General features: G+C 68.1%; 24 protein-coding genes. 8 read left to right on the top strand and 16 right to left on the bottom strand.

Translation table 11 applies throughout. The annotated features are described in order from the left end of the window. Positions 1–5: 5 nt before the first annotated feature. Entirely contained in the window at positions 6–1,778 is a 1,773-nt protein-coding gene (locus GA0070610_RS04365) for a replication initiator (RefSeq protein ID WP_088998837.1), read from the bottom strand. A gap of 47 nt (positions 1,779–1,825) precedes the next feature. Here GA0070610_RS04365 and GA0070610_RS04360 point away from each other — a divergent pair, with 47 nt between their 5' ends. Next, positions 1,826–2,143 (top strand): CPCC family cysteine-rich protein, encoded by a 318-nt coding sequence (locus GA0070610_RS04360; RefSeq protein ID WP_089003263.1) that lies wholly within the window; start codon positions 1,826–1,828, stop codon positions 2,141–2,143. Here the strand turns inward: GA0070610_RS04360 and GA0070610_RS04355 are convergent. Then, complete coding sequence (locus tag GA0070610_RS04355; RefSeq protein WP_088998836.1) at positions 2,125–2,754, bottom strand: DUF2637 domain-containing protein; 630 nt, start codon at positions 2,752–2,754, stop codon at positions 2,125–2,127. The genes GA0070610_RS04360 and GA0070610_RS04355 overlap by 19 nt on opposite strands. Then, the gene (locus GA0070610_RS04350; protein ID WP_088998835.1) at positions 2,751–4,184 is read right to left on the bottom strand and encodes an FtsK/SpoIIIE domain-containing protein; all 1,434 of its coding nucleotides are present in this window, start codon (positions 4,182–4,184) and stop codon (positions 2,751–2,753) included. The genes GA0070610_RS04355 and GA0070610_RS04350 overlap by 4 nt, the downstream gene beginning before the upstream one ends. 54 nt (positions 4,185–4,238) lie before the next feature. On the opposite strand from GA0070610_RS04350, the gene GA0070610_RS31640 reads away from it, so the two are divergent. Continuing rightward, entirely contained in the window at positions 4,239–4,367 is a 129-nt protein-coding gene (locus GA0070610_RS31640; RefSeq protein WP_269458863.1) for a hypothetical protein, read from the top strand. 199 nt (positions 4,368–4,566) lie between these two features. Here the strand turns inward: GA0070610_RS31640 and GA0070610_RS04340 are convergent, their stop codons facing one another. Continuing rightward, positions 4,567–4,995 carry a hypothetical protein gene (locus GA0070610_RS04340; protein ID WP_172896392.1) on the bottom strand — a complete coding sequence of 143 codons (429 nt, stop codon included), beginning with the start codon at positions 4,993–4,995 and terminating at the stop codon, positions 4,567–4,569. Positions 4,996–5,138: 143 nt separating this feature from the next. On the opposite strand from GA0070610_RS04340, the gene GA0070610_RS04335 reads away from it, so the two are divergent. After that, positions 5,139–5,585 carry a hypothetical protein gene (locus GA0070610_RS04335; protein WP_089003262.1) on the top strand — a complete coding sequence of 149 codons (447 nt, stop codon included), beginning with the start codon at positions 5,139–5,141 and terminating at the stop codon, positions 5,583–5,585. 51 nt (positions 5,586–5,636) lie between these two features. On the opposite strand, the gene GA0070610_RS04330 is transcribed toward GA0070610_RS04335, so the two are convergent. Next, positions 5,637–6,362: a GntR family transcriptional regulator gene (locus GA0070610_RS04330; protein WP_088998833.1), complete on the bottom strand. Its 726-nt coding sequence runs from the start codon at positions 6,360–6,362 to the stop codon at positions 5,637–5,639. A gap of 583 nt (positions 6,363–6,945) precedes the next feature. Then, positions 6,946–7,203, bottom strand: a complete 258-nt coding sequence (locus GA0070610_RS04315; protein WP_088998831.1) for a hypothetical protein — start codon at positions 7,201–7,203, stop codon at positions 6,946–6,948. Between the two features lie 383 nt (positions 7,204–7,586). Between GA0070610_RS04315 and GA0070610_RS04310 the strand changes: the two genes are divergently transcribed. The 3 genes from GA0070610_RS04310 (at position 7,587) to GA0070610_RS04300 (ending at position 10,915) form a co-directional block, all read left to right on the top strand. Further along, positions 7,587–8,810 (top strand): helix-turn-helix domain-containing protein, encoded by a 1,224-nt coding sequence (locus tag GA0070610_RS04310; protein ID WP_088998830.1) that lies wholly within the window; start codon positions 7,587–7,589, stop codon positions 8,808–8,810. Positions 8,811–8,834: 24 nt separating this feature from the next. Next, on the top strand, positions 8,835–9,302 hold the full coding sequence (locus GA0070610_RS04305) for an NUDIX domain-containing protein (protein WP_231925903.1): 468 nt from the start codon (positions 8,835–8,837) through the stop codon (positions 9,300–9,302). Between the two features lie 368 nt (positions 9,303–9,670). Further along, positions 9,671–10,915 carry an IS256 family transposase gene (locus GA0070610_RS04300; RefSeq protein ID WP_088998828.1) on the top strand — a complete coding sequence of 415 codons (1,245 nt, stop codon included), beginning with the start codon at positions 9,671–9,673 and terminating at the stop codon, positions 10,913–10,915. A 279-nt stretch (positions 10,916–11,194) separates the two neighbouring features. Here the strand turns inward: GA0070610_RS04300 and GA0070610_RS30315 are convergent, their stop codons facing one another. From GA0070610_RS30315 to GA0070610_RS04265, 9 genes are all read right to left on the bottom strand, one after another. After that, on the bottom strand, positions 11,195–12,601 hold the full coding sequence (locus GA0070610_RS30315) for a hypothetical protein (RefSeq protein ID WP_157747030.1): 1,407 nt from the start codon (positions 12,599–12,601) through the stop codon (positions 11,195–11,197). Beyond that, positions 12,598–13,209, bottom strand: coding sequence for a hypothetical protein (locus GA0070610_RS30310; RefSeq protein ID WP_157747029.1), 612 nt, complete (start codon positions 13,207–13,209; stop codon positions 12,598–12,600). The genes GA0070610_RS30315 and GA0070610_RS30310 overlap by 4 nt, the downstream gene beginning before the upstream one ends. Positions 13,210–13,553: 344 nt before the next feature. Beyond that, complete coding sequence (uppS, locus tag GA0070610_RS04295) at positions 13,554–14,336, bottom strand: polyprenyl diphosphate synthase (protein ID WP_231925902.1); 783 nt, start codon at positions 14,334–14,336, stop codon at positions 13,554–13,556. A gap of 1,003 nt (positions 14,337–15,339) precedes the next feature. Beyond that, on the bottom strand, positions 15,340–15,783 hold the full coding sequence (locus tag GA0070610_RS04290) for a hypothetical protein (protein ID WP_157747028.1): 444 nt from the start codon (positions 15,781–15,783) through the stop codon (positions 15,340–15,342). Between the two features lie 547 nt (positions 15,784–16,330). Continuing rightward, the gene (locus GA0070610_RS04285) at positions 16,331–17,482 is read right to left on the bottom strand and encodes an outer membrane protein assembly factor BamB family protein (protein ID WP_172896390.1); all 1,152 of its coding nucleotides are present in this window, start codon (positions 17,480–17,482) and stop codon (positions 16,331–16,333) included. A 397-nt stretch (positions 17,483–17,879) separates the two neighbouring features. Beyond that, positions 17,880–19,286, bottom strand: coding sequence for a hypothetical protein (locus GA0070610_RS04280; RefSeq protein ID WP_157747027.1), 1,407 nt, complete (start codon positions 19,284–19,286; stop codon positions 17,880–17,882). Further along, on the bottom strand, positions 19,276–19,881 hold the full coding sequence (locus GA0070610_RS04275) for a SigE family RNA polymerase sigma factor (protein WP_331716496.1): 606 nt from the start codon (positions 19,879–19,881) through the stop codon (positions 19,276–19,278). Before GA0070610_RS04275 ends, GA0070610_RS04280 begins: the two co-directional genes overlap by 11 nt. A 509-nt stretch (positions 19,882–20,390) precedes the next feature. After that, positions 20,391–20,561, bottom strand: coding sequence for a contact-dependent growth inhibition system immunity protein (locus GA0070610_RS04270; protein WP_157747026.1), 171 nt, complete (start codon positions 20,559–20,561; stop codon positions 20,391–20,393). Positions 20,562–20,736: 175 nt separating this feature from the next. Further along, on the bottom strand, positions 20,737–21,516 hold the full coding sequence (locus GA0070610_RS04265) for an SDR family NAD(P)-dependent oxidoreductase (RefSeq protein WP_088998823.1): 780 nt from the start codon (positions 21,514–21,516) through the stop codon (positions 20,737–20,739). A 455-nt stretch (positions 21,517–21,971) separates the two neighbouring features. On the opposite strand from GA0070610_RS04265, the gene GA0070610_RS04260 reads away from it, so the two are divergent. Then, positions 21,972–22,415 (top strand): hypothetical protein, encoded by a 444-nt coding sequence (locus tag GA0070610_RS04260; RefSeq protein WP_088998822.1) that lies wholly within the window; start codon positions 21,972–21,974, stop codon positions 22,413–22,415. A 328-nt stretch (positions 22,416–22,743) separates the two neighbouring features. Further along, positions 22,744–23,163 carry an ASCH domain-containing protein gene (locus GA0070610_RS04255; RefSeq protein WP_088998821.1) on the top strand — a complete coding sequence of 140 codons (420 nt, stop codon included), beginning with the start codon at positions 22,744–22,746 and terminating at the stop codon, positions 23,161–23,163. Between the two features lie 63 nt (positions 23,164–23,226). Here GA0070610_RS04255 and GA0070610_RS04250 read toward each other — a convergent pair whose 3' ends face one another. Beyond that, positions 23,227–23,691, bottom strand: coding sequence for a carboxymuconolactone decarboxylase family protein (locus tag GA0070610_RS04250; protein WP_197697793.1), 465 nt, complete (start codon positions 23,689–23,691; stop codon positions 23,227–23,229). Positions 23,692–23,820: the final 129 nt, after the last annotated feature.

Below are 23,820 nucleotides of genomic sequence, written 5' to 3'. Positions count from 1 at the left end.
GCAGTTCAGACCGCGAGCGCGGCGGGTTGTGCGGTTGCCGAAACGGCGGCGGCTGTTCGTATCCGGGCCGTGTCGAGGTCAGCGCGCCAGCGGATGCGGGCGGAGATCGCGCGCAGGAGCCGGTGTTCCAGAGGCGGCACGTCGGGGTCTTCCGGGCGAGCGAGTTCGAACCGGTACCGCTTCGAGCCGTCCGCGTCGTCGGCCGCCTGGTCGTGCTCGGGGGTGTCGGCCATGCCGCCAGCGAGGATCGCCCGGACCCAGGACCGGTTGTCGGCGCGGTGGTCAGCGAGGGTCTTGCCGGACCACTGCCGCGAGACGAGCACCCGCCGGCCGGTGAAGCCGAGCGTGGAGCGCTGGTGGACCTTCCCCGTGCACCGGCCGGGCGTCAAGCCGGCCTTGACCCCGTCCGGCTGGACTCCGTACAGCAGCCAGTTGGCGCACGTCGGCGAGCACGGCAGCACGGCCAGTTCCGCGTGCAGGCGGTCGAAGTGCGCCTTCTGCGCATCCGAGCGCGGCTTGGCCTGGTCGGTCAGATCCTTGGTGACGTACTTGGTCACGTAGCGGATGGATCGTTCGGCGTCCTTGGTGCCCTGCTCGATGCCGCGTGCGTCGATCCGCCCGAGCCGGGCGACGTAGGCGGGTCGGCTGTCGGGCTCCTCCAGGGCGTCGAGGGCTTCACCCCAGGTGGGCAGCGGCTCCCGGGTCTTGGGGTCGACGTACGCCTGTCGGTCAACGTTCCAGACCGGCGGCTTGTCGACCGGGTAGGCCAGTTCGTCGAAGGGTGGCCACCACACCTGGTGGTAGGTGGCCGCCGCGATCTGCTTGAGCAGCCGACGCGGCAGGGTGCCGCGGATGGCGAAGTGCGCGTGCGGCGCGAGGCGCCGTTGCAGCTCGACGGCTCCGGCGTATTGGACGTTCCAGCCGGCGGCGCGGCGGACGTTCTGCCACCACCGGTCGAGGACCCGCGCGAAGTGGATCGAGTCCAGGGCGGCCCGCCGGTAGTCATAGCTTGCCGGGTCAACGGGGGTGCCGAGCAGGTCGTCATACGAGCCGTGCCGCTGGCCGCACTCGCACGGCGCGACGTAGGCGCCGCGTCGCAGGTGGGAGTGCACCGGCCCGTGCGAGCCGAGCGTCAGCGTGACCAGCATCGACGGTCGGTGTGTCTTGCCCGCCTTGCCGGAGTAGGCGCGGCCGACCGTGCGCGGGTCGACGGGCAGGCGTGGCAGGTCTGGGGAGTCCTGCCGCCGCCGGGTCGACCGCTTGCGCCGGGGCCGCTCGTCGCGTTCCTTCGGGGTGAGGTGGCCGCGCAGGCTGGTTTCGGCGAGGGCTTCGTCCAGCTCGGCTATCGCGGCGTCGATCTCGGCGAGGTTCGCGACCCGCTCGTCGGGGGCCATCGGCTGGTACTGCACGGCTTCCCGTTCGAATTCCAGGTGTGCCCGGACCCGGACGAGGGCGAGCACGTCTTCCTCGGGCTTGTCGGGGCGGACGGCGGGTTCGTCGGCGAGGTGCCAGCCCTCGCGGATCTGTTGGATGCGCAGCCGCTGGCCCCGTTCCGCGCAGGGCTTGCACTTGACCGCCAGGGTTGCCCCGCAGGGCACCTCCACGACCTCGGTCAGGCCGGTGGCGGTGTCGGTGCGGCGCAGGGCGAGGGGGCGGACGCAGACGCCGTTCTGTTCGGCGAGTTGCTTGAGCGCGTCCTTGGCCAAGGGTTTGCGCATCCGATCGGCCCGCGACCCCGGCCGGGGCTGATCAACGGTGGTGAGCATTGGTTGCGTCATTGGTGGGATACCGCTGCCGTGGCGGGGATGGAAAGCTGCGCGCCGTGATGGGTGATGACGCGGGGCCGTTCGTCAACGTGAAGCGAGGGCCGGAAGGCAGCCCGTATGCCTGCCCGTGCTGCGGTTACCTGACGCTGAGCGAGCGAGGCGGTTACGAGATTTGCGATGTCTGCTTCTGGGAGGACGACGGTCAGGACGACCATGACGCCGGCCGAGTACGCGGCGGGCCGAACCGGGATCTGAGCCTGCTCGACGCGCGCCGCAACTTCGCCACCCACGGAGCGGCCGACCCGAAAGACCTGAAGCACGTACGGCCGCCTCGACCCGAGGAACATCCGCTCGGCGATCAAGGCCGCACCCCCTGAATCAAGCCAGCACCATTGCGAGGCGCGAACGCCGCCGCTGGCACGGGCACCAGCCCCGGCCGCTGCACCGCCACCGCCGGCCGCCGCGGCTCAACGGTCACCGCCTGGTCCTCGTTGACGACGTCGACGGTCGGCCGGTCCTCAATCGGGTCGTAGCCGGGCGGGACGTCGCCCCAGTCGTCGGCGTCTGCCGGTTTACCGACGGACACCGCCGCCGGGGCGGGGGTGGTGGAGAAGATGAGCTTGGACAGGCCGAGGAACGCCAGCGCCGGCACGGCTGACAGCAGCCACCCGGACACGCCCGGCTTGGCCACGGCGAGTTGCGCCGACAGGGACAGGGCGACGGCGCAGACGAGCAGGAACATCGGGTACCCGATCGGGCCGCCGGTGCGGCGGCGCCGCCGGATCGTCAGTAGCGCCGCCAGGGGCAGCAGTTCGGAGATGGCGGCGTTGGCCCAACCGAACCAGTCCCCGGTACCGGCGGGCGAGTTGGCCATGGTCCAGTCGTGGACGTGGGTGAACGACGCTGCCCCGGCCAGCCCGCCGACGGTCAGGACGATGAGGACCAGGACGATGCCTTCCACCCGGTCTGCGTTCGCGTTGGTCTTCACTTGGTCACCTCCTGCTCGTCGTTGGTGTCGTCGCAGAGCCGCCGGTAGTCCCGGCCCAGCTCGCGGATGTCGTCGTCGGTGAGGTAGGCGAAGCGGACCCGGACGGGTTCGCGGACGCCGTCGAGGACGACGAACCCGACGCCGGGGGCCGATTCGGGGATGCGGTCGCAGAGCGCGCCCCGGTCACGCGCGGAGTCGCCGAGAACCATGTCCACCTGTTCTGGCTCGGTCAGCCGCAGCCCGATGCGAGTCGGGAACAGATCCCGGAACGGCAGCACTTCCTTACGCGGGTCCTGCAACGCCGCCACCACGTGCACCCCGACCGCGCGCCCCTGGGACAGGAGCAGGCCGAGGGCTTCCTTGATCCGGTCGCGGACCTTCCGATCGGTGATGTAGGCCGTCAGCGCCGCCAGCTCGTCGACCACCAGGACGATCAGCGGCTCATCCGGCGTCGGCGTGTGCTGGCGGGCCACGCCGCGCAGGCGGGCCGCCCGCAGCCGCATCCGCTTGACGGCCTCTTCCAGGACGCCGGCCATGCCGTCCGGGTCGTCGTAGGAGAAGCGGGCGAACAGCGGCACCCCGGCCGCCAACTCCATCCCGCCCTTGGGGTCGAACGCCCACAGCTCCACCAACCCCGACCGCACACCGCCGGCCAAGGACCGGATCAGCGACCACAACACCGACCCCTTGCCGGAGTTCGTGGCCCCGGCGATGAGCACATGCGAGCCGGCCAGGCGCAACCGGTAAGGCTGCCCGTCCTCGCGCACACCGAGCGTGAGCCCGCCGAGGTCCGGCACCTCAGCCACCGGCAACGGGGCCACGGTGCCGGCCAAGGGGTCACGGCGCAGAAATCGGATCACCACGCGATCAGGGCGGGCCGTCGAGCGGGCCTGCCCGGTGCGCAGGCGGAAGGCGTAGGCGAGGCGTTCCGCGGCCTGCCCCCAGTCGTCAGGGATCTGCCCCGGCAGCATCCGGACGGTCAACTCGTCGCCGTACCGGTCACAGCGCACCTTGAGAAGCTGCGGCACGTAGCGGTCACCGGCGAACGCCGTCGCCAGCCCACACGTCGCCATCACTGACGCCCACCGACGTCGGTAGACCACCAACGCACGGACCCGGCCGACGATCGGGTACCAGCCGAAGCGCAGCCACGACGACGGGTGCCACCGCCACCAGGCCGCACAGGCGACGGCGACCGCCAGGCCGACGCCGGCCAGGACCCGGCCGCCATACTCGGCCCGCACCCACAGAGCGGCGACGATCGGGGCGGTGAGCCACCAGTACCGCACCGCCAGCACCGTGAGGCGGAACAGGCCCCGGGCCAGCCACCAGAACACCAGCAACCAACCCGGAACCCGCCACGCCGGAAGGCGCACGTTCATCGGCGCCACCGGGATCTTGTCGCCCGGAATGATGTTGATCAGAGGCACAGGTCACCACCCCTGCCAGGACGCGCCAGGGTCGAAATGCAGGAGCGGCACGACATGCGACGCAGGTCGAAGCGGCGCGGCTTCACCCACTCCTCGCAACGAGGGCAGCGGATCGCGCACACCCGCGCCGCAGCCGGCGGCAACCGCAACACCGACCGGACGGCCGCCTCCGCCTCCCGGTAGGCGTGGCGCAGACCGACCAGACGGGTACGGGACATCAGGACCACCACCCCGACGAGCAGCGACCCTCAGAGCGGTTCAGGGCAGGGGGAACTACGGTGGGCATCACGCCCTCCTTCACACGTGAGGGATGGAAGAGCGCGGGACGGGCCGGGACTCTTGGCGGGGAAACGACCCGCCCCGCGCGCTAAACAGCGAGCAGTCAGGCCGCCACCGAACCGGGCACCGACGAGGCCGGCCGGATCGCGGTAGCCCGCAGCGAGTACGCCATGCGAGAACGGCAGTCGCCCGAGGACCGACCCGGCTTGCAGCGCTGCGAATCCACGTACGGGGTGAGGGTCAGGCCCTCGAACTCCACCGCCGGCGGGTAACCCGGCACCGTCGACGGCGGCGGCACCGGCTGCTGCGGCGCGACCACCTTCACCTTCACCTCGGTCGACCGACCGAACTTCCCGGCCTCCGGGTCCAGGTCCATCACCCGCACCACCCAGACCCGCTCCCCGGTCTCCTTGTCCCGCGCCTGGTTATCCGCCTCACCACGCCGCTCAAAATCGATCTGCGGCGACACACCCAGGCACAACGCCCCGGCGGGGAACACGTACTCGGAGGGGACGGGCACCTTCAACGTCATCGGAACCACCTGGACAGCCTCCTAGCCTCACCAGTCATCTATCTGACAACCGGTTGAGCTAACAAGTTACGTCAGCTTGTAAGCACAAGCAAGGTCGAAGGTGAGCGGGTTGCACAATGTGGAGACCCAGTGAGGAGCGGTGGTTGGAGATCGAAGCATTGCTTCCACGGTCGCGAACACCACGGGACTACCTGGACCTGGTGGCAGACCCGCGCGTCGACTCAGCCGGGATGCGCTTACTCGCCCGCAGTCCCTACTCTTTCGTGCGGCTGGCCGTCGCCCAAGACGCCCGCACGGACGCAGCAGCCCTAAGCGAGTTGCTTGGTGGCGAGTTCTCCGAGTGGGACCGCAACTGCCTGCTACGGCTCGTCGCTCAGCATCCGCAGGCAGACCGAGATGTCCTGCTCAAGGTCCTGGAGGAGATCGCCGTCCATCTCGACCGGCTGACTTCGAGGCCCTACGCCGCAGCGATTGCGCTAGCCAGCCGCCGCGAGCTGACGCCTCATGAGGTGCTTCGCTTGCAGCGCCTTCCTGGCGCGTCGAGACGGATGCGCCGAGGCGTGGGCCGCGCACTCGCGGCACGACGATGATTACCGGAAAGCAGCGAAGGACGCACCTCCCCTGGTGCGCCCCCTGCGATCTCAGGACAGGGCGTAGGTGTCCTCGATTTCGTGGCGGCTGCCCGGCATCACCAGCACCGACGTCATGATCGGGTCGCCGGATGCCTGGTGCACTGTGATGACGACGCTCATCACCGACTCGTCGGCCGGCACGTCCAACGCCTCAGCCTCGACGTCGCTCACCCGGCGGGCGGTCATCCGCTCGGTGGCGTAGTCCGGTCGTAGGCCCTTGCGGCGGGCGATGAGGTCGAGCAGGCCGCCAGCGATCGGGTCCGGCCTGGTGATGTCGGTACCGACCGCGATGTCCACCGGCACGAACGTGGCGACCAGGTCCACCGGCCCTGCCTCCGAGACGGTCCGGCGGCGCCGTTCGTAGACCGGCGTACCCTCCGGGATCTTCAACTCCGCCGCGATCCGCGGTGACGCGAGCACCGGGCCGACATGTAGGATCTCCGTCTCCCCGGTCTCGTCCAGCTCGACCGCGTCGCGGGCGTAGTCGGGAGAGGTACGCCCTGAGGCGGGCCGGCCGCGTACGAAGCTGCCCTTGCCCTGCTGCGACTCGATCCATCCGTCCTGCTTGAGGATGCCAAGCGCCTTGAGGACCGTCGGGCGGGACACCCCGAACTCCGTACAGAGCTGGTTTTCCGATGGCAGTGCCGCACCGGGGGCGTAGTCGCCGTCCTCGATGCGCTTCCGCAGCGTGTTCAACACGCGCAGGTATTTCGGCGTCGGAATCTCGTACGCCATCGCGGGCCACCCCACCTAGGAACGCTGCATGAATCTCAGCAGCTTATGAGTTGTTTGCATGACAGGACAAGTAAGGTCAGCCGTTCGGCGTCACATGCTCCACCGCTGCGGCAAGCCACCCCGACCACGACGACGGCGCTCCCACCGACTCCGGACGAGTCGCACCCGGCCACCGACGCGGCAGGCACCTGTACCGGCCGAATACCCGCAACGCTGCCTGACGCTGCGGGCACGGCCCCTCCTCTCCACAGGTGGCGCAGCGCCCGTCCGCGCTCGACGGGGTGTGCTGGTCAAGCTGCGCCTGTGCCGCCCGGAGCTGGTCGCGCACCGCACTGGACAGGTAGGTACTCACCGGGCCGCCCCATCTGGCGGGAGCTTGCTCGCGCGTACCAGGATCTGCGCCTGCCGACCATGCCGGCCGGACGGACCGAGCCTAAATCCCTCGACCCAGATCCACTCATCCTGCGGCGGACGGTTGGCCACCAGCCGAACCCCGGTCACCCACAACGTCACCGGCCCGTCCGATGGCAGGAGACGATCTGTTGCATCGATCGTCAGCACCGCGCCGAGTCGTACCCGAACGTCAAACACCGCGTCTCCTCATCACCGGCGCCACGTTGCGAGGCGGCGCGTTGTTGGTAGTGCGTGGCTGGATCTGAAGGCCGGCGATCTGCGCGAAGACCTCACGCCGCGCCAGCGCCTTACCGGTGGCTGGGTTGATGGAGTAGCCGGTGAGCCACACCCAGCCGTGGTACGTCGGCTTGTCGCAGACCGAGGTAACCCGCAGCCACAGCGCGCGGTCGCCGCCGAACTGCACCGAGGCCCGGCCGCCGATGAGCACCAGGTCGCCCGGTGCCGGGACACCCGGCCGGCGCGGCGCTGGTGTGCGAAGCGCCGGGGTGGGCGGGCCATTCACGGGCCGTCGTTCGGGTCGCGGTCCCACGCCAGCACCCACCCCGGGCCAGCCTCAGCAGGTCGCTGCGCGACCGGAACCCGCGCAGTCCAGGCAGGACCGCCGGGCCAGGGAACGGGTCCGCTCCGACCCGCGCCCTATCCCCCGGATGGCGGTGCGGGCGAGGGTGTACTTCCAGCCCGCGCCCGAGCAGGATTGGCAGTTGCTCGATACGTTCAGCCCCGTCATGCAGACAGGTTGTGGCATATACCGCCCGGCGACCCGGAAAATCCTTCCGGGGTCGCAGTCGACCGAGGGGAGACAGTGAACCGGTGCGCGGGACAACCAACACCCTGACCATCGGCGAGCGCGTCGCCTGGTACCGCCGGCGACGCGGCCTGTCCCAAGAGGTCCTAGCCGGGCTCATCGGCCGTACCGCCGACTGGCTGGGCAAGATCGAGAACAACCGGATCGAGCTGGACCGGCTCTCCGTCATCAAGTCCCTCGCCGAAGTCCTGGACATCTCCCTCGGAGACCTGCTCGGCGAACCCTCGCTGCTCGACTGGACCGGCGACAGCGGCACCGAAACCGTGCCCGCCCTCCGCGCCGCCCTGATGAACTACTGCGCTATCGCCCCGTTCGGCGGCGGCACGCACGCGGAGCCGCCGAGCGTCGCCGTGCTCAAGAAGGAGGTGGGCGCCCTCTGGGACGCCTACCAGGACTCACGATTCGGATACGTCACCGGCCGCCTGCCCGACCTGCTCCACCGCGCCCAGGCCGCCGCCGACCACCACGACGGCGACGACCAGGACCAGGCCCGCCGCCTACTCGGCCTCGCGTACCAGCTCGCCGCGACCCAGCTCACCAAACTCGGGGAGAGCGACCTCGCCTGGATCGCCGCCGACCGCGGCTTGACCGCCGTCCGCCCCACCGGCGACTCGCTCATCACCGGCTCACTGTTCCGCTCCGTCGGCCACGCCCTGCACGCCACCGGCCGCTACGCCGAAGCAGTACGCCTCACCGAAGACGCCGCCGGCTACCTGGAGCCCCACCTCAAGCACGCCACACCAGCGCTGCTCTCCGTCTACGGAACCCTGTTCCTGTCCGGCTCGATGGCCGCCGCCCGCTCCAACGACGCCGCCACCACCCGCACCTTTCTCACCGCCGCCGACCACGCCGCCGGCCAACTCGGAGCCGACGCCAACCACCTCTGGACCGCATTCGGCCCGACCAACGTCGCCATCCACCGCGTCGCCACCGCCGCCGAGCTGGGCAACCTGCAAGTCGCCATCGACCTCGGCCCGCGCGTCGACACCGCCGGCCTACCGATGGAACGCCGCGTACGGCACGCCCTCGAAGTCGCCCGCGCCTACAGCTCCTGGAACCGCGTTAACGACGCCCAGGCCGTCCTGCTCGACGCCGAGCAGATGGCACCCGAACAGGTCCGACACCACTTCCTCAGCCGACAACTCGCCCTGACCTGGGTACGCCGGCAGCGCGGCAAGCCCTCAGCCGAACTAGTCGGACTGGCCCGGCGGCTCAAGGTGCTCGACTGAACCCAGCCCATCTAGGCTGCCCTGGTGACGGCCAACGAGATGCCACCCATGGCAACCCCACGCGTCGCCGCAGGCGCCCTCTTCTTCGATAACGAAGGCCGCGTGCTCCTCGTACGCCCGAGCTACAAGGAGCACTGGGACATCCCCGGCGGCTACGTCGAACCCGGCGAGTCACCACGAGGCGCATGCGTACGCGAGGTCCAAGAGGAACTCGGCCTCACGCCCGCGCTCGGACCGATGCTGGTCGTTGACTGGGCGCCCGCCGAACACGAGGGCGACAAGCTCTTGTTCATCTTCGACGGCGGTTCACTCGGCGCCAAGCAAGAGCGTGACATCCGCTTCGCCGATGGTGAACTCACCGAATGGCGCTACGTGGGCGCAGAGTCCTTGGACCAGTACGGCCCGGCCCGGCTCGCCCGCAGGATCCGTTCGGCGATTGCAGCGCGTAGTACTGGCAGCTCTGCGTACGCCGAATACGGCAGCGCAATCTAGAGCACAGTTTCGATACACGATCAAGGCGGCCCTTGACGGGCCGCACGCGCCGCCGCCTAGGCGCGCGTCCGTCGCTCCGCTGGCGCTCCGACTCCGGCCCCCGCAACACGCCCGGCGGCTGGCGCGGAGGGCGGGAAGCCCGGAGGGGCCGCCGCATGACGACAGCAGCGTTGACCGGTGAGGGGTGGGCCGGCAGCCGGCCGGGCCGCGCGGCCACGAGCCCGCGCGGCGTAGGGGAGCGCACGCCGGCGGTTGCGTCCACGGTAGTGGTGTACGACTTGCCTGTGATGGGCGTGTTGCGTAGATAGGAGACGGCCACCGCGCGATCCTTCGAGACGGCTAAGTCCAACGAAGGAGAGTGAAGCGCGATGGCCGCATCTGAGAGTGTGAACCCTGTTGACCTGCTGTGCGAGCAGATCGCGGGCGCGTCGCCGGACATGTTGCAGGCGATGATCAAGACGTTCGCGCAGGCCGTGATGTCCGCTGAGGCCGACGCGATCTGCGGCGCCGTATACGGGCAGCGCAGCGACGAGCGGGTCAATTCGCGTAACGGTTACCGGCAGCGGGAGTGGGACACCCGGGCCGGGACGATCGACCTGGCGATCCCGAAGCTGCGCCACGGCAGCTACTTCCCCGACTGGCTGCTGACGCACCGGCGGCGGGCCGAACAAGCGTTGGTGTCGGTCGTGGCCACCTCCTATCTGCTCGGGGTTTCGACGCGGCGGGTGGAGAAGCTGGTCGAGCAACTCGGCATCCGGCAGCTGTCGAAGTCGCAGGTCTCAGAGATGGCCGCCCACCTCGACGTCCAGGTGGAGGCGTTCCGCAACCGGCCCCTCGATTCCGGGCATTACACGTTCGTGTGGATGGACGCGCTGACGATGAAGGTCCGCGAAGCCGGACGAACCGTCAACGTCCACGCGCTGATCGCCGTGGGCGTCAACGCCGACGGCCAACGCGAAGTGTTGGGCGTGGACGTCGCCTCTGAAGAGGATGGGGCCGGCTGGTTGGCGTTCCTGCGGTCGCTGACGGCCCGCGGCCTGTCCGGAGTCCGTCTGGTCATCTCCGACGCACACGCCGGCCTCGTGGCCGCCATCGGCGCGGCCCTGCCCGGCGCATCGTGGCAGCGGTGCAGGACCCACTACCTGCGCAACCTGCTGACGAAGGTGCCGAAGTCGGCGCAGCCCTGGATCGCGACCCTGGTGCGCACGGTCTTCGACCAGCCCGACGCCGACGCCGTCCGGGCCCAGTTCCAGCGGGTCGTGGCCACGATCGAGGCGAGGTTCCCGGCCGCGGCCGAACACCTCGACGCCGCCCGCGACGACCTGCTCGCGTTCACCGGCTTCCCGCGTGAGATCTGGCGCCAGATCTGGTCCAACAACCCGCAGGAGCGGCTGAACAAGGAGATCCGCCGCCGCACCGATGTCGTCGGGATCTTCCCCAACCGGCCAGCGATCATCCGCCTCGTCGGCGCCGTCCTGGCCGAGCAAACCGACGAGTGGACCGAAGGTCGCCGCTACATGGGCCTGGAACTACTCGCCAAAGCCCGCATGATCACCGTCGAGACCGGCCGACACGACACCGACCAGCCCGACCCCACCCCGATCGCCGCATAACATCAGATCGGATCCGCGATGGCCGTCTCCCACACCACTCGCGCGGACGTGACCCACGCCGGCCGCGTCGGCGAGCTGGCGGTGGTCGCAGGGTTGCGGTTAGAGCGCCTCCGGCGGGGGCGCTCGGGCTCCAGGATGGCCGGGGCTCCGTCGGCGGGTCACGGTCCGTGGGTGGTTGCGGTAGTCCATCCCGCCTGCCCTCGACCCGGAGGGCCGCGGCCTGCTCCCCAGGAGGGCGGGTCGAGGGCAGACGGGATGGCAGGGTGGCTTAGGGGGACGTCATTCCCAGAGCGGGTCCTGAATTACTACTGGATCACGGCCAGAGACTAGCCTCACGTCAGCATCGGGCACATTCCGATGGCTCAACTCAAGTAGAAGTCGAACTGCGGCTTGCGCTAGTTCGTGAAGTGGAAAAGAGGCGTTGGTGTGGCCCATGGCCGTTCCAGTAACGAAATCCGCTATTAGATTACGTCCGCTAGACATCGCTATTGCGGCCGTCTGCGCCACGGAGTCGCCACGAGCCACTAGTTGGCCGAAGTCTGGACTGTCGACGACGTCGGCATTGCCTACAGCTTGGATCGAGATGGCGAAGTTGGCCTGCTGCACTTTGACATCCGTCATGCGAACTCCTAGCTGGCGGATGCCATCAATCAGGGTAGTAACCGACACGCCGCGTCGTGTCTCATGCGGAGGCAAGTCGTTAGACCTGGCGGCGAAGTAGGCAATCCAGCCGTCACCGCGCAGTGCTAGACAGTCCTTTTCTACTCCCCAGTTCGCACGCTGGCCCTCGGAGCTCGACGCGCCGCTCTGGCCGAAGACACGCGCTCCACGTGCTAGCAACCGATCCAAATTCGCTTCGACTAGGTGGCCTAGATTCGGTCCTGATTCTGGCCCCAGGGCTACTACTTGTTCGAGTCGGACGCTACGCCCGATCCTGCGCCAGAATTGCACATCATCAGTTGTGAGGGTTGCAAGAAGAAGGGAAAGGTCTCTGCCTGTTAGTGGGCCGGCCAGGTTGCGATGGGACGGGAAATTTTCAGGAGTCCCGCCCTGTCCCTCCCAGACTGCCCGGTAAAGACGACTGAACCGGTTGGCCTGCTCGTCGTCCAACATGCCTTCGGCTGCTACGAGCGCCGACCTGATCGGCTCCGCCTCCAAATGCTCCGCAGCAGAGAACCCCGCGATGGCTGATTCGGCCGCACCCCTCGCGGCCTGCTCATCTACTAGGCCCAGGCCACCACGGATGACGGCGTTCGTAAGCACCGAAGTAATCGGGACGCGAGGGGACACAAATTCCTCGATCGCATCCGGATTCGTAATAAGGGCCCGAGCCTCTTTCGCAGCCATCACCAAGCGTTCGTGAGCGGCTGAATCCTGTCCGGATCCGGAGTCGTCCAGAGTGAGCATGATTGGGTGACTGGGTGCGATGATTTTAAGGTCAGCTGCTAGCCATTCTGGGTTTGGATCGGTGCGCAGAAAGACGAGCCTCTCCCGATTCTCCTCCGGCCAGGTCAGTACTAGGTCTGGCGCGAAAGTGTGGTTGAAGTACTCAGTCTTCCTGACCCGGGCAGACGGGTCGCCGGATCGCAGGAAGTTGCTGACGCTGGTTTTCAAGGAGTCGATGCGCCGATCCGGTGTGTCGAAATCTAGCGCATGACGCAGAGCCGCGCTGAATTCGCCGCTCATTGGGACTCCTCCCCGATGCCCATGAACGCCATAACCCGCTGGTAGTGGTCGCTCGTGATTACTAGGCCCTCCTGCTCATCGCAGAGCGTCAGCAGCCACAAGCGATTGGTTAATTCGTATATTACTTGCGTGTCTAATTTTCCATGCGCTTCCTCGGCTGACTCTGTTCCAAATACCCGAAAGGTGTTGTCGGCGTGAAGAAGGTGTTTTTTGATGGACTCTGCACTCCGATGCTTGTGCCAACTCTGCGCTTGAAAGGGAGCCCAGGATAGCCATATCAGATTATCGCATCGGTCGGGCTTTTCTTGAAATGCTACGTAGCATTCGGCGATGAATTTCCGATACTCTGTTGCTGAGTCCATCTCGTAGCGATATGCCTTGACTTCCGCCATGAATGACTTGTCATGCAGATCGCCGCCGCGCAACTTGCCCCCTATGTCAAAGCTGAAGCCTTGACCGCCATAGGGCCACTGGAAATGCAGCAGGTCTTTAAACACTTTGTCAGTGTTTGTGTAGATCGACGCGACGCGGGTCGAGTAGTTCAGCCACCGCTTAGCTCTATCTACGCCAATGCTGCCGGTCTGCTGCCGTAGCTCGCCCGCCACCATCACAGCAGGGTATATCACCCACACGGACAGCAATAGGGCCGAAGATCCACCGGGAGCCCGTCGGTTGGCTGGCGAGAAGGTCTGGTTGGCTCTCGACGGCAGGCTGGCGAGGCTCGACCGCGTCGCGGGCCGGTGATGGCGGCGTGGGGCACACAGGGGGCACGAGACACCGTCAAACGTCGTCAAACAGTGGCCAACCATGGCAGCGTAAGACTGCATGTGAGCAGGCGTCAGCCGCTGTTGCCGCAGGTAGACGTGCCGGGGGACTTAGTTCCGCTTCAACGTCTGACGGTCGCCGGTCTTTGCGGTTGTGCCACGGAACCGGGAGCAGGGGGATGTGGTTGTCACGCTCCGAATCGTCGGCTGCGGGCCGAGTAGGAGCGCAGGGCGCGCAGGAAGTCGATCTTCCGGAAGCCGGGCCAGTACACGTCGCAGAAGTACAGTTCGGAGTAGGCGGCCTGCCAGAGCAGAAACCCGGACATGCGGCGTTCTCCGCTCGTGCGGATGACCAGATCAGGGTCGGGTTGGCCGCCGGTGTACAGGTGCGCCGCGAGAGCGTCGGCGGTTAGTCGTTGTGCGACGTCGTCGAGTGTGGCGCCCGCTCGTGCCTCCTGTTCCAGCAGGGAACGAACTGCACTGACGATTTCCTCGCGGCCGTCGTAGCCGATGGCGACTGTGAGATGGAACTCGGCACCGCGTTCGCGGGTGGCGTCTTCCGCGAGTTTCAGGGCGTGGCGTGTCGAGTCGGGTAGGACGTCCGCGCGGCCGGCCAGGTGAAGCTGCCAGGGATTGGCCGGGCGGAGGAGCGGCTCCGCGACGACCTCCTCGATCATCCGCATCAGGTTCTCCACCTCTTCGGATGCCCGTTTACGCATGTTGTCGACGGAGGCGATGAACAGAGTGACGTGATGGATGCCCATGTCGGCACACCAGCCCAGTACCTCGTGGACGTGTTCCGCGCCGTACCGGTGGCCCACCCCGGGGTCATCGAAGCCCGCCTGCCTGGCCCACCGGCGGTTCCCGTCCATCACCATTGCTACGTGCCGTGGCAGCGACTTCCCAGCCAGCTGGGCGCGGAGGCGATGGGCGTAGAACCGGTAGGCGCCACGGCGTATGGGCTGCATCATGATCGAATGAAATCACCTCATCGGCGCTGGCGTTGGCCCGCGCGGACTGTCGACAGCAACGGTGACAGCTACGAGCCGGAACAAAGACGCCCACGCCCGGCGTCGCGTGACGGTCGGCCGAGGCGGGCGACGGATGCGGACGCAGGCAGACGAAGCGCACGGTTCTTGTAGACGAGACGTCGGATGGACCCTGCCAGCGACGCCACTGCCGAAACGTTCTCATTAGGATCAAGGCGCCGCGCAAGCGCGGCGCAGCCCGCCGCACTCGGCCTGCTGGCGGCCTCCGGCCGGCATCGGCCGGCACGGCGGGCCGATCGTTCGGCTGGGTTAGCATCGGCGGTGCCACCACGGTAGTTCGGGCGAGGTCCGCGGATCATGAAGGCTCCGGCGCAGCAGGACGGCGTCCAGGGCATCAACGAGGGCGCGCACTTCACTCCCGGCGTGCGGTGGAAGCATCATCACGACGTCTTCGAGCAGGTCGCGGGCCCAGCCCGCACCGCAGCAGGAACAGGTGAACTCGGCCTCCCACTGCTTCCACGAACGTCGTATCCCACGTACGTGCACGGACCAGACGTTGATTGCCGCAGCCACGGCCCCTGGCATCAGTCGCGCGCCTTCGAGCTGCCGAATCGCCGCGTTGGTTGCTCCGGAAAGGCTGGCAGTGCTGCGATAGCGCAAACACGGTCGTCGCCAGGTCCGCTCCCGCAGTCGAAGCGATGCCGGTCTTCTACGCGGCATAGCCCCTTCGGATAGCGTTCATTTCGACATCCTGTCAGCCGTACACGGCCACCGCCAGGCCGTGACGATCGCGAGGGTGGCTGGCCACCGTCGAGGGCGGGGCGATCGCTGCCGCGCCGCTTCGCGGCTTGCCACCGGGTACCAGGGACCAGGCGCAGGAGAGCCGTCGACACGGCAAGCCGTCCCCGGCCCGAGAGGCCGGGGGCGGTAAGCCGTACGCCGCCGGACAACCGCATCCACCGGTACCGCCGGTCGGCAGCCGCTGCTACTCCGCAAGCTCCGGATGGTGCCCGCGGTCGAAGGCTCTTCGCTCGGCTTCGATGAGGAGAGCGTCTACCTCTGCTTCGTTCCGCTCCACGAAGTCGGCATAGGCCCCAAGGGTCAAGATCATGGCGGAAGTCTTGGCGCGAACCGAGAGGTCTTCGATCGCAACGTCCTCACCCATCTCGAAGCGGATGAGGGCCTCGGTCTCCGGCCAAGGCAGCTCCAGGCCGAATGCGCGCTGCATGGCAGATATGAGGAGGCCGACGTCTTTGAGCCCGTTGTTGGGTTCGAAGAGTCGATCCACTGCGATTTGGAAGGCGGCGATCATGACATGGACGGAGCCGAGCGAGCTGAACTCTGAAAACCTTGCCGTGAGTGGTCCGCTCTCCGATGACTGGCGCAGCATGCTCTCGCGTAGGAACCTGCCCATGAGCGTGCGGGGCATCAGGGGCGGGATTGGTAACTCCACCGGCTGGGACTTGCGGTACCTGCGCCTGGCCACGGCTAGTGTCTCCCCTCCTCATTTCGTCGCTCATCTGGCAGCAGAGGGCAAGTATGGCGTGAGCCACAACTTGCGGTACCTGTGGCGTACCTGCTCTGCCCGGAAGCAGCGCTGGATGCGTTCTCGCTGGGATCAGCCGGGGGCACCTCGAAGATCAGCCAAAATGCCATCTGAGGGCGGTAAGCCGCATGCCGCCGGGACAACCGCGTGCCCATGCGTAGCCGTGCCAGCTACGTGCCAGTAACCGGTGTCCCAGACGGTCTGTAGCGGTCATGATCGGGCAGCACAACAACACCGCTGGCCAGGCGTTCCGGACAGATCAGGTCAGCCGAGAACGATCTTCCAAACTGACGGTGCGGGTTCGATTCCCGTCGCCCGCTCCAGCAGTAACGGCCCAGGTCAGCGGCGTTGTCGCCGAGCCTGGGCCGTTCTTGTTCCAACCGTACCGATCTTGAGGGCCAGCGGCGCCGGCCGTGCCGTGGACCGGAGGCTAGAGGCCGTAGACGGTCAGCTTCGTGCCGTCGGTGACATACACCCTGCCGTAGGTGACCACGAGCTGGCCGACCGCGCCGGTGAACGCCGGCGCTTTCAGCGGGGCGCCGTCGACCGGGTTCAGGGTGTACACCCGGTCGCTCTTGGCGGTGACGTACAAGACGCCACCCGCGATGATCGCCCGCTGGTGCTGGCTTTCCGGAATGCTCCGGCTCCAGATCGTTGCGCCGGTGCTGCGGTTCAACGCGGAGACGGTGCCCTCGGTCGAGGTGACATACAGCCTGGTCGGGGTGACCACCACGAACCTCGGGTACAGGCCCGACGCGAGCCAGGTCAGGGTGCCGGTCGTCGCGTCGAGGACCTGCAGGCTGTGCCCCCATGCGACGTAGAACTTGGTCCCCGTCTCGTCCGCCGCGAGCGGCCGGTAGTCACGGTCCTGAGTGGTGTGGATGATGCTGCCGGTGCCGATGTCGACGATGGTGCTCGTCAGGGGTCCGGCGCCCATTCCGGTTCCGGAGACAAGGACGCGACCGTTAGCCGAGACCGGCTGTTTCATGTACTGGTTGCGCTGCCACAGCAGCTGTCCGTCGGTGAGGCGGTAGGCACGCGTGTCACTGCTGTAGCGGCTTTCGCCGGAGACCACGACGACATCCCGGTCGACGAGGATCTGCGTGACCACGCCCTCGTCGTGGAAGTCCCGGACCACCGTTCCGGTCGCAGCGTCGAGCACGAAGATCTTGGTGGAATCGGCGCCAGGCATGGCAGGGCTGTCGTTCACCGCCCAGACGATCCGGCCGGCCGTGTGGACGAGCTGCGAAGGCGACCCGAACCTCTCGAGGTCCGGCTCGAAGCGCCACTTCTGCGCGCCGGTCCCCTCGTCGGTGGCCGTGACGCCAGTGTCATCCTGCGTGTACACGAGTCCGTCGGCGACGACCGGTGCACGCTGGCCGGTCCGGGCCGGGGTGCCGGTGTACGTGAGCTTGAGGTTCGGGACGGTCGGCACCGTCACGTTCGACTCGTTGGGATTGAATCCGCTGTTGCTGACCAGGTAGCCGGACATGGCCCACCAGCCCGTGCCCCCCGCGGCGGCCGGCGCTGCCGGCATCGCCACCGTCGCCGCGAGCACCGCGGCAGCGGTCAGCACCTTCACTAAAGGCTTCACTCGTACCTCCCCGTTCGGCACGGCGTTGCAAGACCCCGCGCCCTTGTCTCCACGGCGTCGTGCCGGGATGCGTCCCTGCTGCCTCGGCGGCGCAGTGCCGGTGATCCTATGGCTCGAACGACGTCCATGGCTGCCCGCCGACGACACGTTGGAGCAGGGCATAGCCTCCCGGCGTCCATCAATCACGGGAGGCCGGTTGATTCAGCGGCTGAACCGAGGTGTGGTCTGTCCGGACAGAGAAGGTTCGGCATGCCGGCACCCATCACCGCCCGATGCCGTATGCCCTCCGCATCCGGATCTCACGCAGCCAGCGCGCTGAGGTGTTGCAGATCAGTTGGTGGAGGCACGTCGCACATCTGTCGACGGAGGACCAGACGGATTGTCATCACCAGGCCCGTACGGTCGGCTCACCCAACCGCTCGCCGAGGTTGACGTCGAGGCGTGGTGTGGCCTCGGTTCGTAGGAACCGGCCCTCCCTGTCAAAGATCTTCACCTTGGTTACCTTTCGAGGATCGACGCGCACCGCGCCCACCCCGGTCTCGAGCCGGCCACTGGCGATCGTCCGCCCCTTTCCGTCGAGCAACTCGACGCGGACCGCCGGTTCCGGCCCCACGACCAGCACGCCGCCTGTCTTTCCCGGCACCTGGACGACGGCCAGCGCCGGACTCCCCGTGGCGGTCCAGTAGTCGGGCGGGGACCCCGAGTCCATCCGCGGTGGTGCTTTGGCCTCGGTCTTGAGCAATGCGGCGCAGCCACCGTCGGCCGAGCAGGAACTCACCAGTGCGGCCACCGGCGCGCCGGCAACCCAGGCAGGTAGCCGCCCGCCCCAGATCACCTCAGGTGATCCTCCGGTGAGTCCGTGGTGATCGAGTTCCCTGCGCAGGTCGTGCACCGCGGCGGCGGCAAGCGTGGCGTCCACCGAACCGCGCGCACCGGCGGTGGAGACCGGCGTGCCGGGCTCCGTCGGGATGATCACACCCAGACCACCACCTGCCGGACCGGCGTACCGCACCGCACCGTCGCAGGTGAACCGCCACCGTTCGGCCGCGCGGCCCGCCCCCCGGACCACAAAACCTTCGGCACTGACCACCTGCCAGGTCCGCCTGACTGACCCGTCCGGCTGGATCCGACCGTCAGCGGACGCCTCGACGAGACACCCGGCCGGTGCGAGCCCGACGGTGAGATCAGCAATGTGGCCACCGTTCACCGGCATGCGTCGGCCGAAAAAGACCAACGGTTCCAGAGGTTGCGGCTCGACCGGGGTGCCGGTCTTGTTCAGCAGTTCCCGTACGGACGCCCCGGCCTGCCCGCTGCCATGGCGGAGCAGTCCGTGCGACTCGTCCAGGAAGACCACCACCACGACCCGCGCACCCGGTGCGTCGTGTGCGAGCAGCACCTTCACCTCATCGAGCGCCGGGTCGACCAGCAGCTCAGCGCGGGCCTTCCGGTACTGCCGCTCGATGTCGGCGATCAGTGCCTTGTCGCCGGCCAGGTTCCCTCGGGTCGGCGAGTTGAGCAACTGCCGCACCGTCGGCTTGTCGATCCAGCTTGCCGGCTGGAATGTCCCGGCCGCCGGCGGCGGCGAGGACGCCACGCCAGTGAGCGTCGACCGCCCGGCCGCACCGAAGAGCGGCAGCGCCATCGCCACCGCCATCAGGCCGGTCACGCAGGTCAATGCCGCCCGCCGCTGCCGACGCCGACGAACGCGGACCAGCAACCGCTGGTACGGGTCAGGGCGCGGCACCACCGGCTCGGCAAGCCGAGCCAACGCTTGCTTGATCTCATCGTCCATCGTTCACACCTCTCCATTTCGTCGCTACGGGTGCCACATCCAACGGCGCCTGGCTGTCGAGCGGCAGCGCCTGGCAATCCGACGGAAATGAACCGACCGGCGAGACCTGCAGCACCGCACGTAGCCGGGCGATCCCACGCGACGCCTGGCTCTTCACCGTGCCGATCGAGCATCCGAGCGCCTGGGCGATCTGTGCCTCGGGGAGGTCCTCCCAGTAGCGCAGCACCAGCACAGCCCGCATACGGGGTGGCAGGCCCTGCAATGCGGTGAGTACCTCGTCCCGTACCGCGATGTCGTGCGCTACGTCTGAACTCCGGCCCCGCTCGGCGTGCAGCCGCCAGGCGTCGGTCATCCCGGCCAGCAACTCCCGGGAACCGAACCGGTGCCACAAGCTGATCCGCTCGTTGGCCATGGTCCGGCGGACGTAGGCCATCGGGTCGTTGACCTGCTGCCAGCGGCGCATCAACCGCATCAGCGCGCTCTGCACCAGATCTTCGGCCGCGTGCCGCGAACCGGTCAGCAGGTACGCAGTCCGTAGCAGATCCGCGTACCGGACCTCGACGAACGCGCGGAACCCGTCATCCGTCACCTGCACTCTCCAGTCCTGGCTAGGCGTCACCGACGAAAAGAGAGACCCTGGACTGGCGGAAAAGGTTGACCGAAGGTCGCAGCTCCCCGCAGACCGTCAGAGCGTCACCCACGGATCCGGCCGTCGCTACGCGTCGCCGAGGCGCTCTCCGTCCCACCCGCCCGTTCCAAGGTCCCCAGGCTCCCAGGACCCGGGCTGCCATGGACGCCGTTGTCGCCGATGAGGATGCCGCTGAGGGCGCGTACCGTCGCCCAGCCGCGGGCTTCGGCGCACGGTGGCGGCGTTCGGGGCCGGCTGGTGGGCCGCGCGGCGTGAGCGCGCCCCTCGGCAAACCGGTCGGCGTGGTCGATCAGTTCGCCGCCGCGGTCGCGGCGGTGGGCGCGCCGCTGGGAGCCCGCTGGTGCGGGGCCGCGAGGAAGGTGGCCAAGGCTTCGGCAGCCAGGAGTGATCCTTGTGCAGCAGCGCGTCCACGGAACCGGTCGCCCGGGAGGCCGTACGGTCAGGTCGTCACCGCGTCACAGTTCGTTGTCCATCCGCGCACGCTGGCCGAGCATGACGCGCAGATCCTCGATCGTGAACTCTGCCACCGGCTTGCGTCGTAGCTCGGTGCAGCGGCGGACGAGAGAGGTGCCGTCGGGGCCGGGGTCCGGCCACATGTCCCGCTCAAGCTGCTCGACGGTCGTCACGGCGGTCAGGCTAGTCACCCGACCCCGCCAGCATGGCCCTCGCCGCAGTCGTAGCCTTCGACGCTGCCGGCCGTTGCGGTGCCCGCAACGATCCCGGTGCTCCGGACCCGGCAGGGCGCAGCCAGCTGTCTCGGCCCGGCAGCAGCGGCGCCGCAGACCGCGCCGGCCGGTGGGATCACCTGATCGGGGAACCGCCGTCCACCGGGATGGTGTGGCCGTGGATGAAGGAGGCGTCGTCGCTCGCGAGGAAACAGACCGCCCGGGCCACCTCGTGGGGTTCGCCGTACCGGCCCGCGGGGGCCTGCATCGTCAGGTCGTAGAACGGGAAGTCGCTGGTGATCTCCGCGCCCTCGAACGCTGCCGTCTTGATGACGCCGGGTCCGATGCCCACGGCGCGGATGCCCCGGTGGCCGTAGTCGTAGGCGATCTGCTTCGTCAGCCCGATGACGCCGTGCTTGGCCGTGGTGTATTCGGCCCCGACTTCGCTGGCGACCAGCCCGGATGCTGAGGAAACGTTGATCACGACGCCGCTCCCGCGCTCCAGCATGTGGGGAAGCGTGGCCTTCGTCGCGAGGAAGACGCCCTTCAGGTCGACCTCCATGACGCGCTCCCACTGGCTGGTCTCGATGTCGAGCAGCGGTAGGTAGGCGCCGAACACGCCGGCGTTGTTCACCAGCACGTCGACGTGGCCGTACGCGTCGACGGCGGCGCTCACCATGCCGTGGACCGAAGCCTCGTCGGTGACGTCCGCCGCCACCCCGATCGCGTCTCCCCCGGCGTCACGGATCCGGTCGACCGTCGCGTTGGCGCGTTCCAGGGAGAGGTCGGACACGACGACCTTCGCCCCTTCCTTGGCAAGCTCCGCGCACATGGATTGACCGAGGCCGGAACCGACCTGATCGGGGCTGTATCCGCCCCCGGTGACGAGCACGACCTTGTCTGTCAGTCCGCGCACGCTCCATCTCCCGTCTCTTGTCGGGGAAACGCCCCCGGTCGAGCAACTCGACACCTGTCGAGCAACTCGACACCTGTCGAACGCTCGGGACTGCGACGCCCGAGGCCCGCCGGCTCACGGTAAGTGCCCAGGTCGGTTCGGACAGCGGGATCGTCCGTCGGTACGCCCATCGGGTGCCCCGCCGATCACCTGGGCGGCGCCCGGCCCGGACGTCATGGTCAGGGTCGCTACACCCACCGAGGGGTCATCCCGTGCGCCTGACCTCGGCCCGCCAGCCGTCGGCAGCGGTCACGATCGGGCGGTACGGCACCGGGACATGGTACCGAAACACCGCCAGGCCGAGGCGGTAGTGAGCAAATCAGGTCGCTTTGCCGATCGCTCACCTATCGTGGCCATTGATCGCGCACCAGGAATGTCGAGGCGGAGCAACAACCGCCCTGTCGAAAAGGTGGGAAATGGCGAAGAAGGTTGCCGTCAAAGTAAACGAGGATGCCATCGTCTGGAAGGAGTTCACCAGCGCCAAGGGGAAGAAGTACGAGGTGGGCTACCTCGGCGAACCCGACGCGGACCAGGGCGGATCGGCTGCGCCCGAGGGGAAGACCGACTTCGGCATCAGCTGCGACTGGCCCGTTGGTGGAAACGACTGGATAACCACCGAGGCCAGTTTCAAGACCACGACGGCCATCTCGCGGTACAAGCTGCACTCCAATACCGACACGCCGGGGGAAGAAGTCGGCGGCTATGCCTATCGGCTGGAATTCTCCAACGAAGAGCACTACGACTACGACTTCTTCGACCAGGAAGGCGACAGTTACCGGTGCAACACCTTCAGCAATACCGACCATTTTGTCCGGTACAACTCGGAGAAGCCCACGATCGCGTACATCAAGGGTAGTTAGCGTCGAGGGCCGTTGGTGGCCGGTGCATCGCAGCGCCGGGAGGCGCTCTTCGACCTGACGGTGCAGGTTCCATCCCGTCGTCTGCTCCACAGCTTCCGGCCCAGGTCGCCGGCGTTCTCGCCGCACCTGGGCCGTTCTCGTCGCAGGGCCGAGGCCGACTGACAGGCGTTTTCGCCATCGCCGGCCCCGACGATCGAGCGCCCCTGACGGACGGTGATCTGCGCAGCCCAAGCCGCACCACCGCCAGGTGAGTCCTCGGGTACCGGTCGGCGAGCGACGCCACGACGATCGGAAGGCGACCGCCGTGCGACGTGGTTAGCCTGTCGACGTGGAACTCGATGACCTTCCGGCTGCGGAGTTCGCCTTCCCGGGGCCGCTGCGGGACCAGTTGGTGGCCGCGATCCTGTCCGGCGCGAAGACCTCGACGTCCAGCCTCGTGCTCGGCTACGAGCGGACGGACGAGCCGCTGCCCGAGGTCGGGCAGCGATCGGCGGTGGTCGACTCGGCGGGCCGGCGGGTCGCGGTGATCGAGACGACCGACGTGCGGGCGGTCCGGCTCGGCGACGTCGATCTGCGACACGCCCTCGACGAGGGCGAGGGGTACGAGTCGGTGGCGCAGTGGCGGGCCGGGCACGAGACGTTCTGGCACAGCGCGGAGGTGCGCGCGGAGCTGGGCGATCCGGGCTTCACCGTCGACGACGACACCCCGGTGCTGCTCCAGTGCTTCCGGCTGCTGCACACCGTCTGACGACCGTACGCGGCGACCCGGGCGTGCGGTGGCGTACCGCCGTACGCCCGGGTCGGCGGCCGCTCAGCCCCAGTGCTGCGGGGCGGGCTGGCGGGTGGTCGCGTTCAACCGGTTGAAGAAGTTGGTGGTGGCGAGCCAGAGCACCAGCGCGGCCAGCTCCTTCTCCTCGAAGTGCCGGGCGGCCTCGTTCCACACCTCGTCCGGCACGGGGTCGGCCCGGTCGGCGAGCCGCGTGGCGGACTCGGCGAGCGCGAGCGCGGCCCGCTCCGCGTCGGTGAAGTACGGGGTCTCCCGCCAGGCGGCCAGCGCGAACAGCCGCTCCTCGGTCTCCCCCGCCTTCCGGGCGTTGCGGGCACCGGAATCGACGCAGGCGCTGCACCCGTTGATCTGGCTGGCCCGCAGGTGGACCAGTTCCAGGGTGCTGCCCGGGACCCCGGCCGAGTGGGCCGCCTTGTAGAGCAGATTGATCGCCTTCACGGCATCGGGAAGCAGGGTCGTGGGGTTCTGCATACGGGCCTGTACGGACATCGCGTGCCGTCCTTCCTGTTACGCTGCCGACGCCCCCGCCGCAGCGCTTCCTTCTTCGTCACCCTGCTGTCGACAGCCGGAGGGGCGATGTGACAGATGTGACCCCGGCCACACGAGGGCCGGAGGCCG

The sequence above is a fragment of the Micromonospora echinofusca genome, from assembly GCF_900091445.1.
Classification (GTDB): domain Bacteria; phylum Actinomycetota; class Actinomycetes; order Mycobacteriales; family Micromonosporaceae; genus Micromonospora; species Micromonospora echinofusca.
The sequence above is the reverse complement of the archived record's forward strand: the minus strand, read 5'-3'. Positions and strand labels throughout refer to the sequence as shown.

Excerpts from the sequence above, each read along its gene's own strand:
- GA0070610_RS04250 (WP_197697793.1), bottom strand. The coding sequence starts at position 23,691 with ATGTCCGTACAGGCCCGTATGCAGAACCCCACGACCCTGCTTCCCGAT.
- GA0070610_RS04360 (WP_089003263.1), top strand. The coding sequence starts at position 1,826 with ATGGGTGATGACGCGGGGCCGTTCGTCAACGTGAAGCGAGGGCCGGAA.
- GA0070610_RS04290 (WP_157747028.1), bottom strand. The coding sequence starts at position 15,783 with ATGCCCCGCACGCTCATGGGCAGGTTCCTACGCGAGAGCATGCTGCGC.
- uppS (WP_231925902.1), bottom strand. The coding sequence starts at position 14,336 with ATGATGCAGCCCATACGCCGTGGCGCCTACCGGTTCTACGCCCATCGC.
- GA0070610_RS30315 (WP_157747030.1), bottom strand. The coding sequence starts at position 12,601 with ATGAGCGGCGAATTCAGCGCGGCTCTGCGTCATGCGCTAGATTTCGAC.
- GA0070610_RS04330 (WP_088998833.1), bottom strand. The coding sequence starts at position 6,362 with ATGGCGTACGAGATTCCGACGCCGAAATACCTGCGCGTGTTGAACACG.
- GA0070610_RS04260 (WP_088998822.1), top strand. The coding sequence starts at position 21,972 with ATGGCGAAGAAGGTTGCCGTCAAAGTAAACGAGGATGCCATCGTCTGG.
- GA0070610_RS04300 (WP_088998828.1), top strand. The coding sequence starts at position 9,671 with ATGGCCGCATCTGAGAGTGTGAACCCTGTTGACCTGCTGTGCGAGCAG.
- GA0070610_RS30310 (WP_157747029.1), bottom strand. The coding sequence starts at position 13,209 with ATGGTGGCGGGCGAGCTACGGCAGCAGACCGGCAGCATTGGCGTAGAT.
- GA0070610_RS04340 (WP_172896392.1), bottom strand. The coding sequence starts at position 4,995 with ATGACGTTGAAGGTGCCCGTCCCCTCCGAGTACGTGTTCCCCGCCGGG.
- GA0070610_RS04280 (WP_157747027.1), bottom strand. The coding sequence starts at position 19,286 with ATGGACGATGAGATCAAGCAAGCGTTGGCTCGGCTTGCCGAGCCGGTG.
- GA0070610_RS31640 (WP_269458863.1), top strand. The coding sequence starts at position 4,239 with ATGCGACGCAGGTCGAAGCGGCGCGGCTTCACCCACTCCTCGCAACGA.
- GA0070610_RS04365 (WP_088998837.1), bottom strand. The coding sequence starts at position 1,778 with ATGACGCAACCAATGCTCACCACCGTTGATCAGCCCCGGCCGGGGTCG.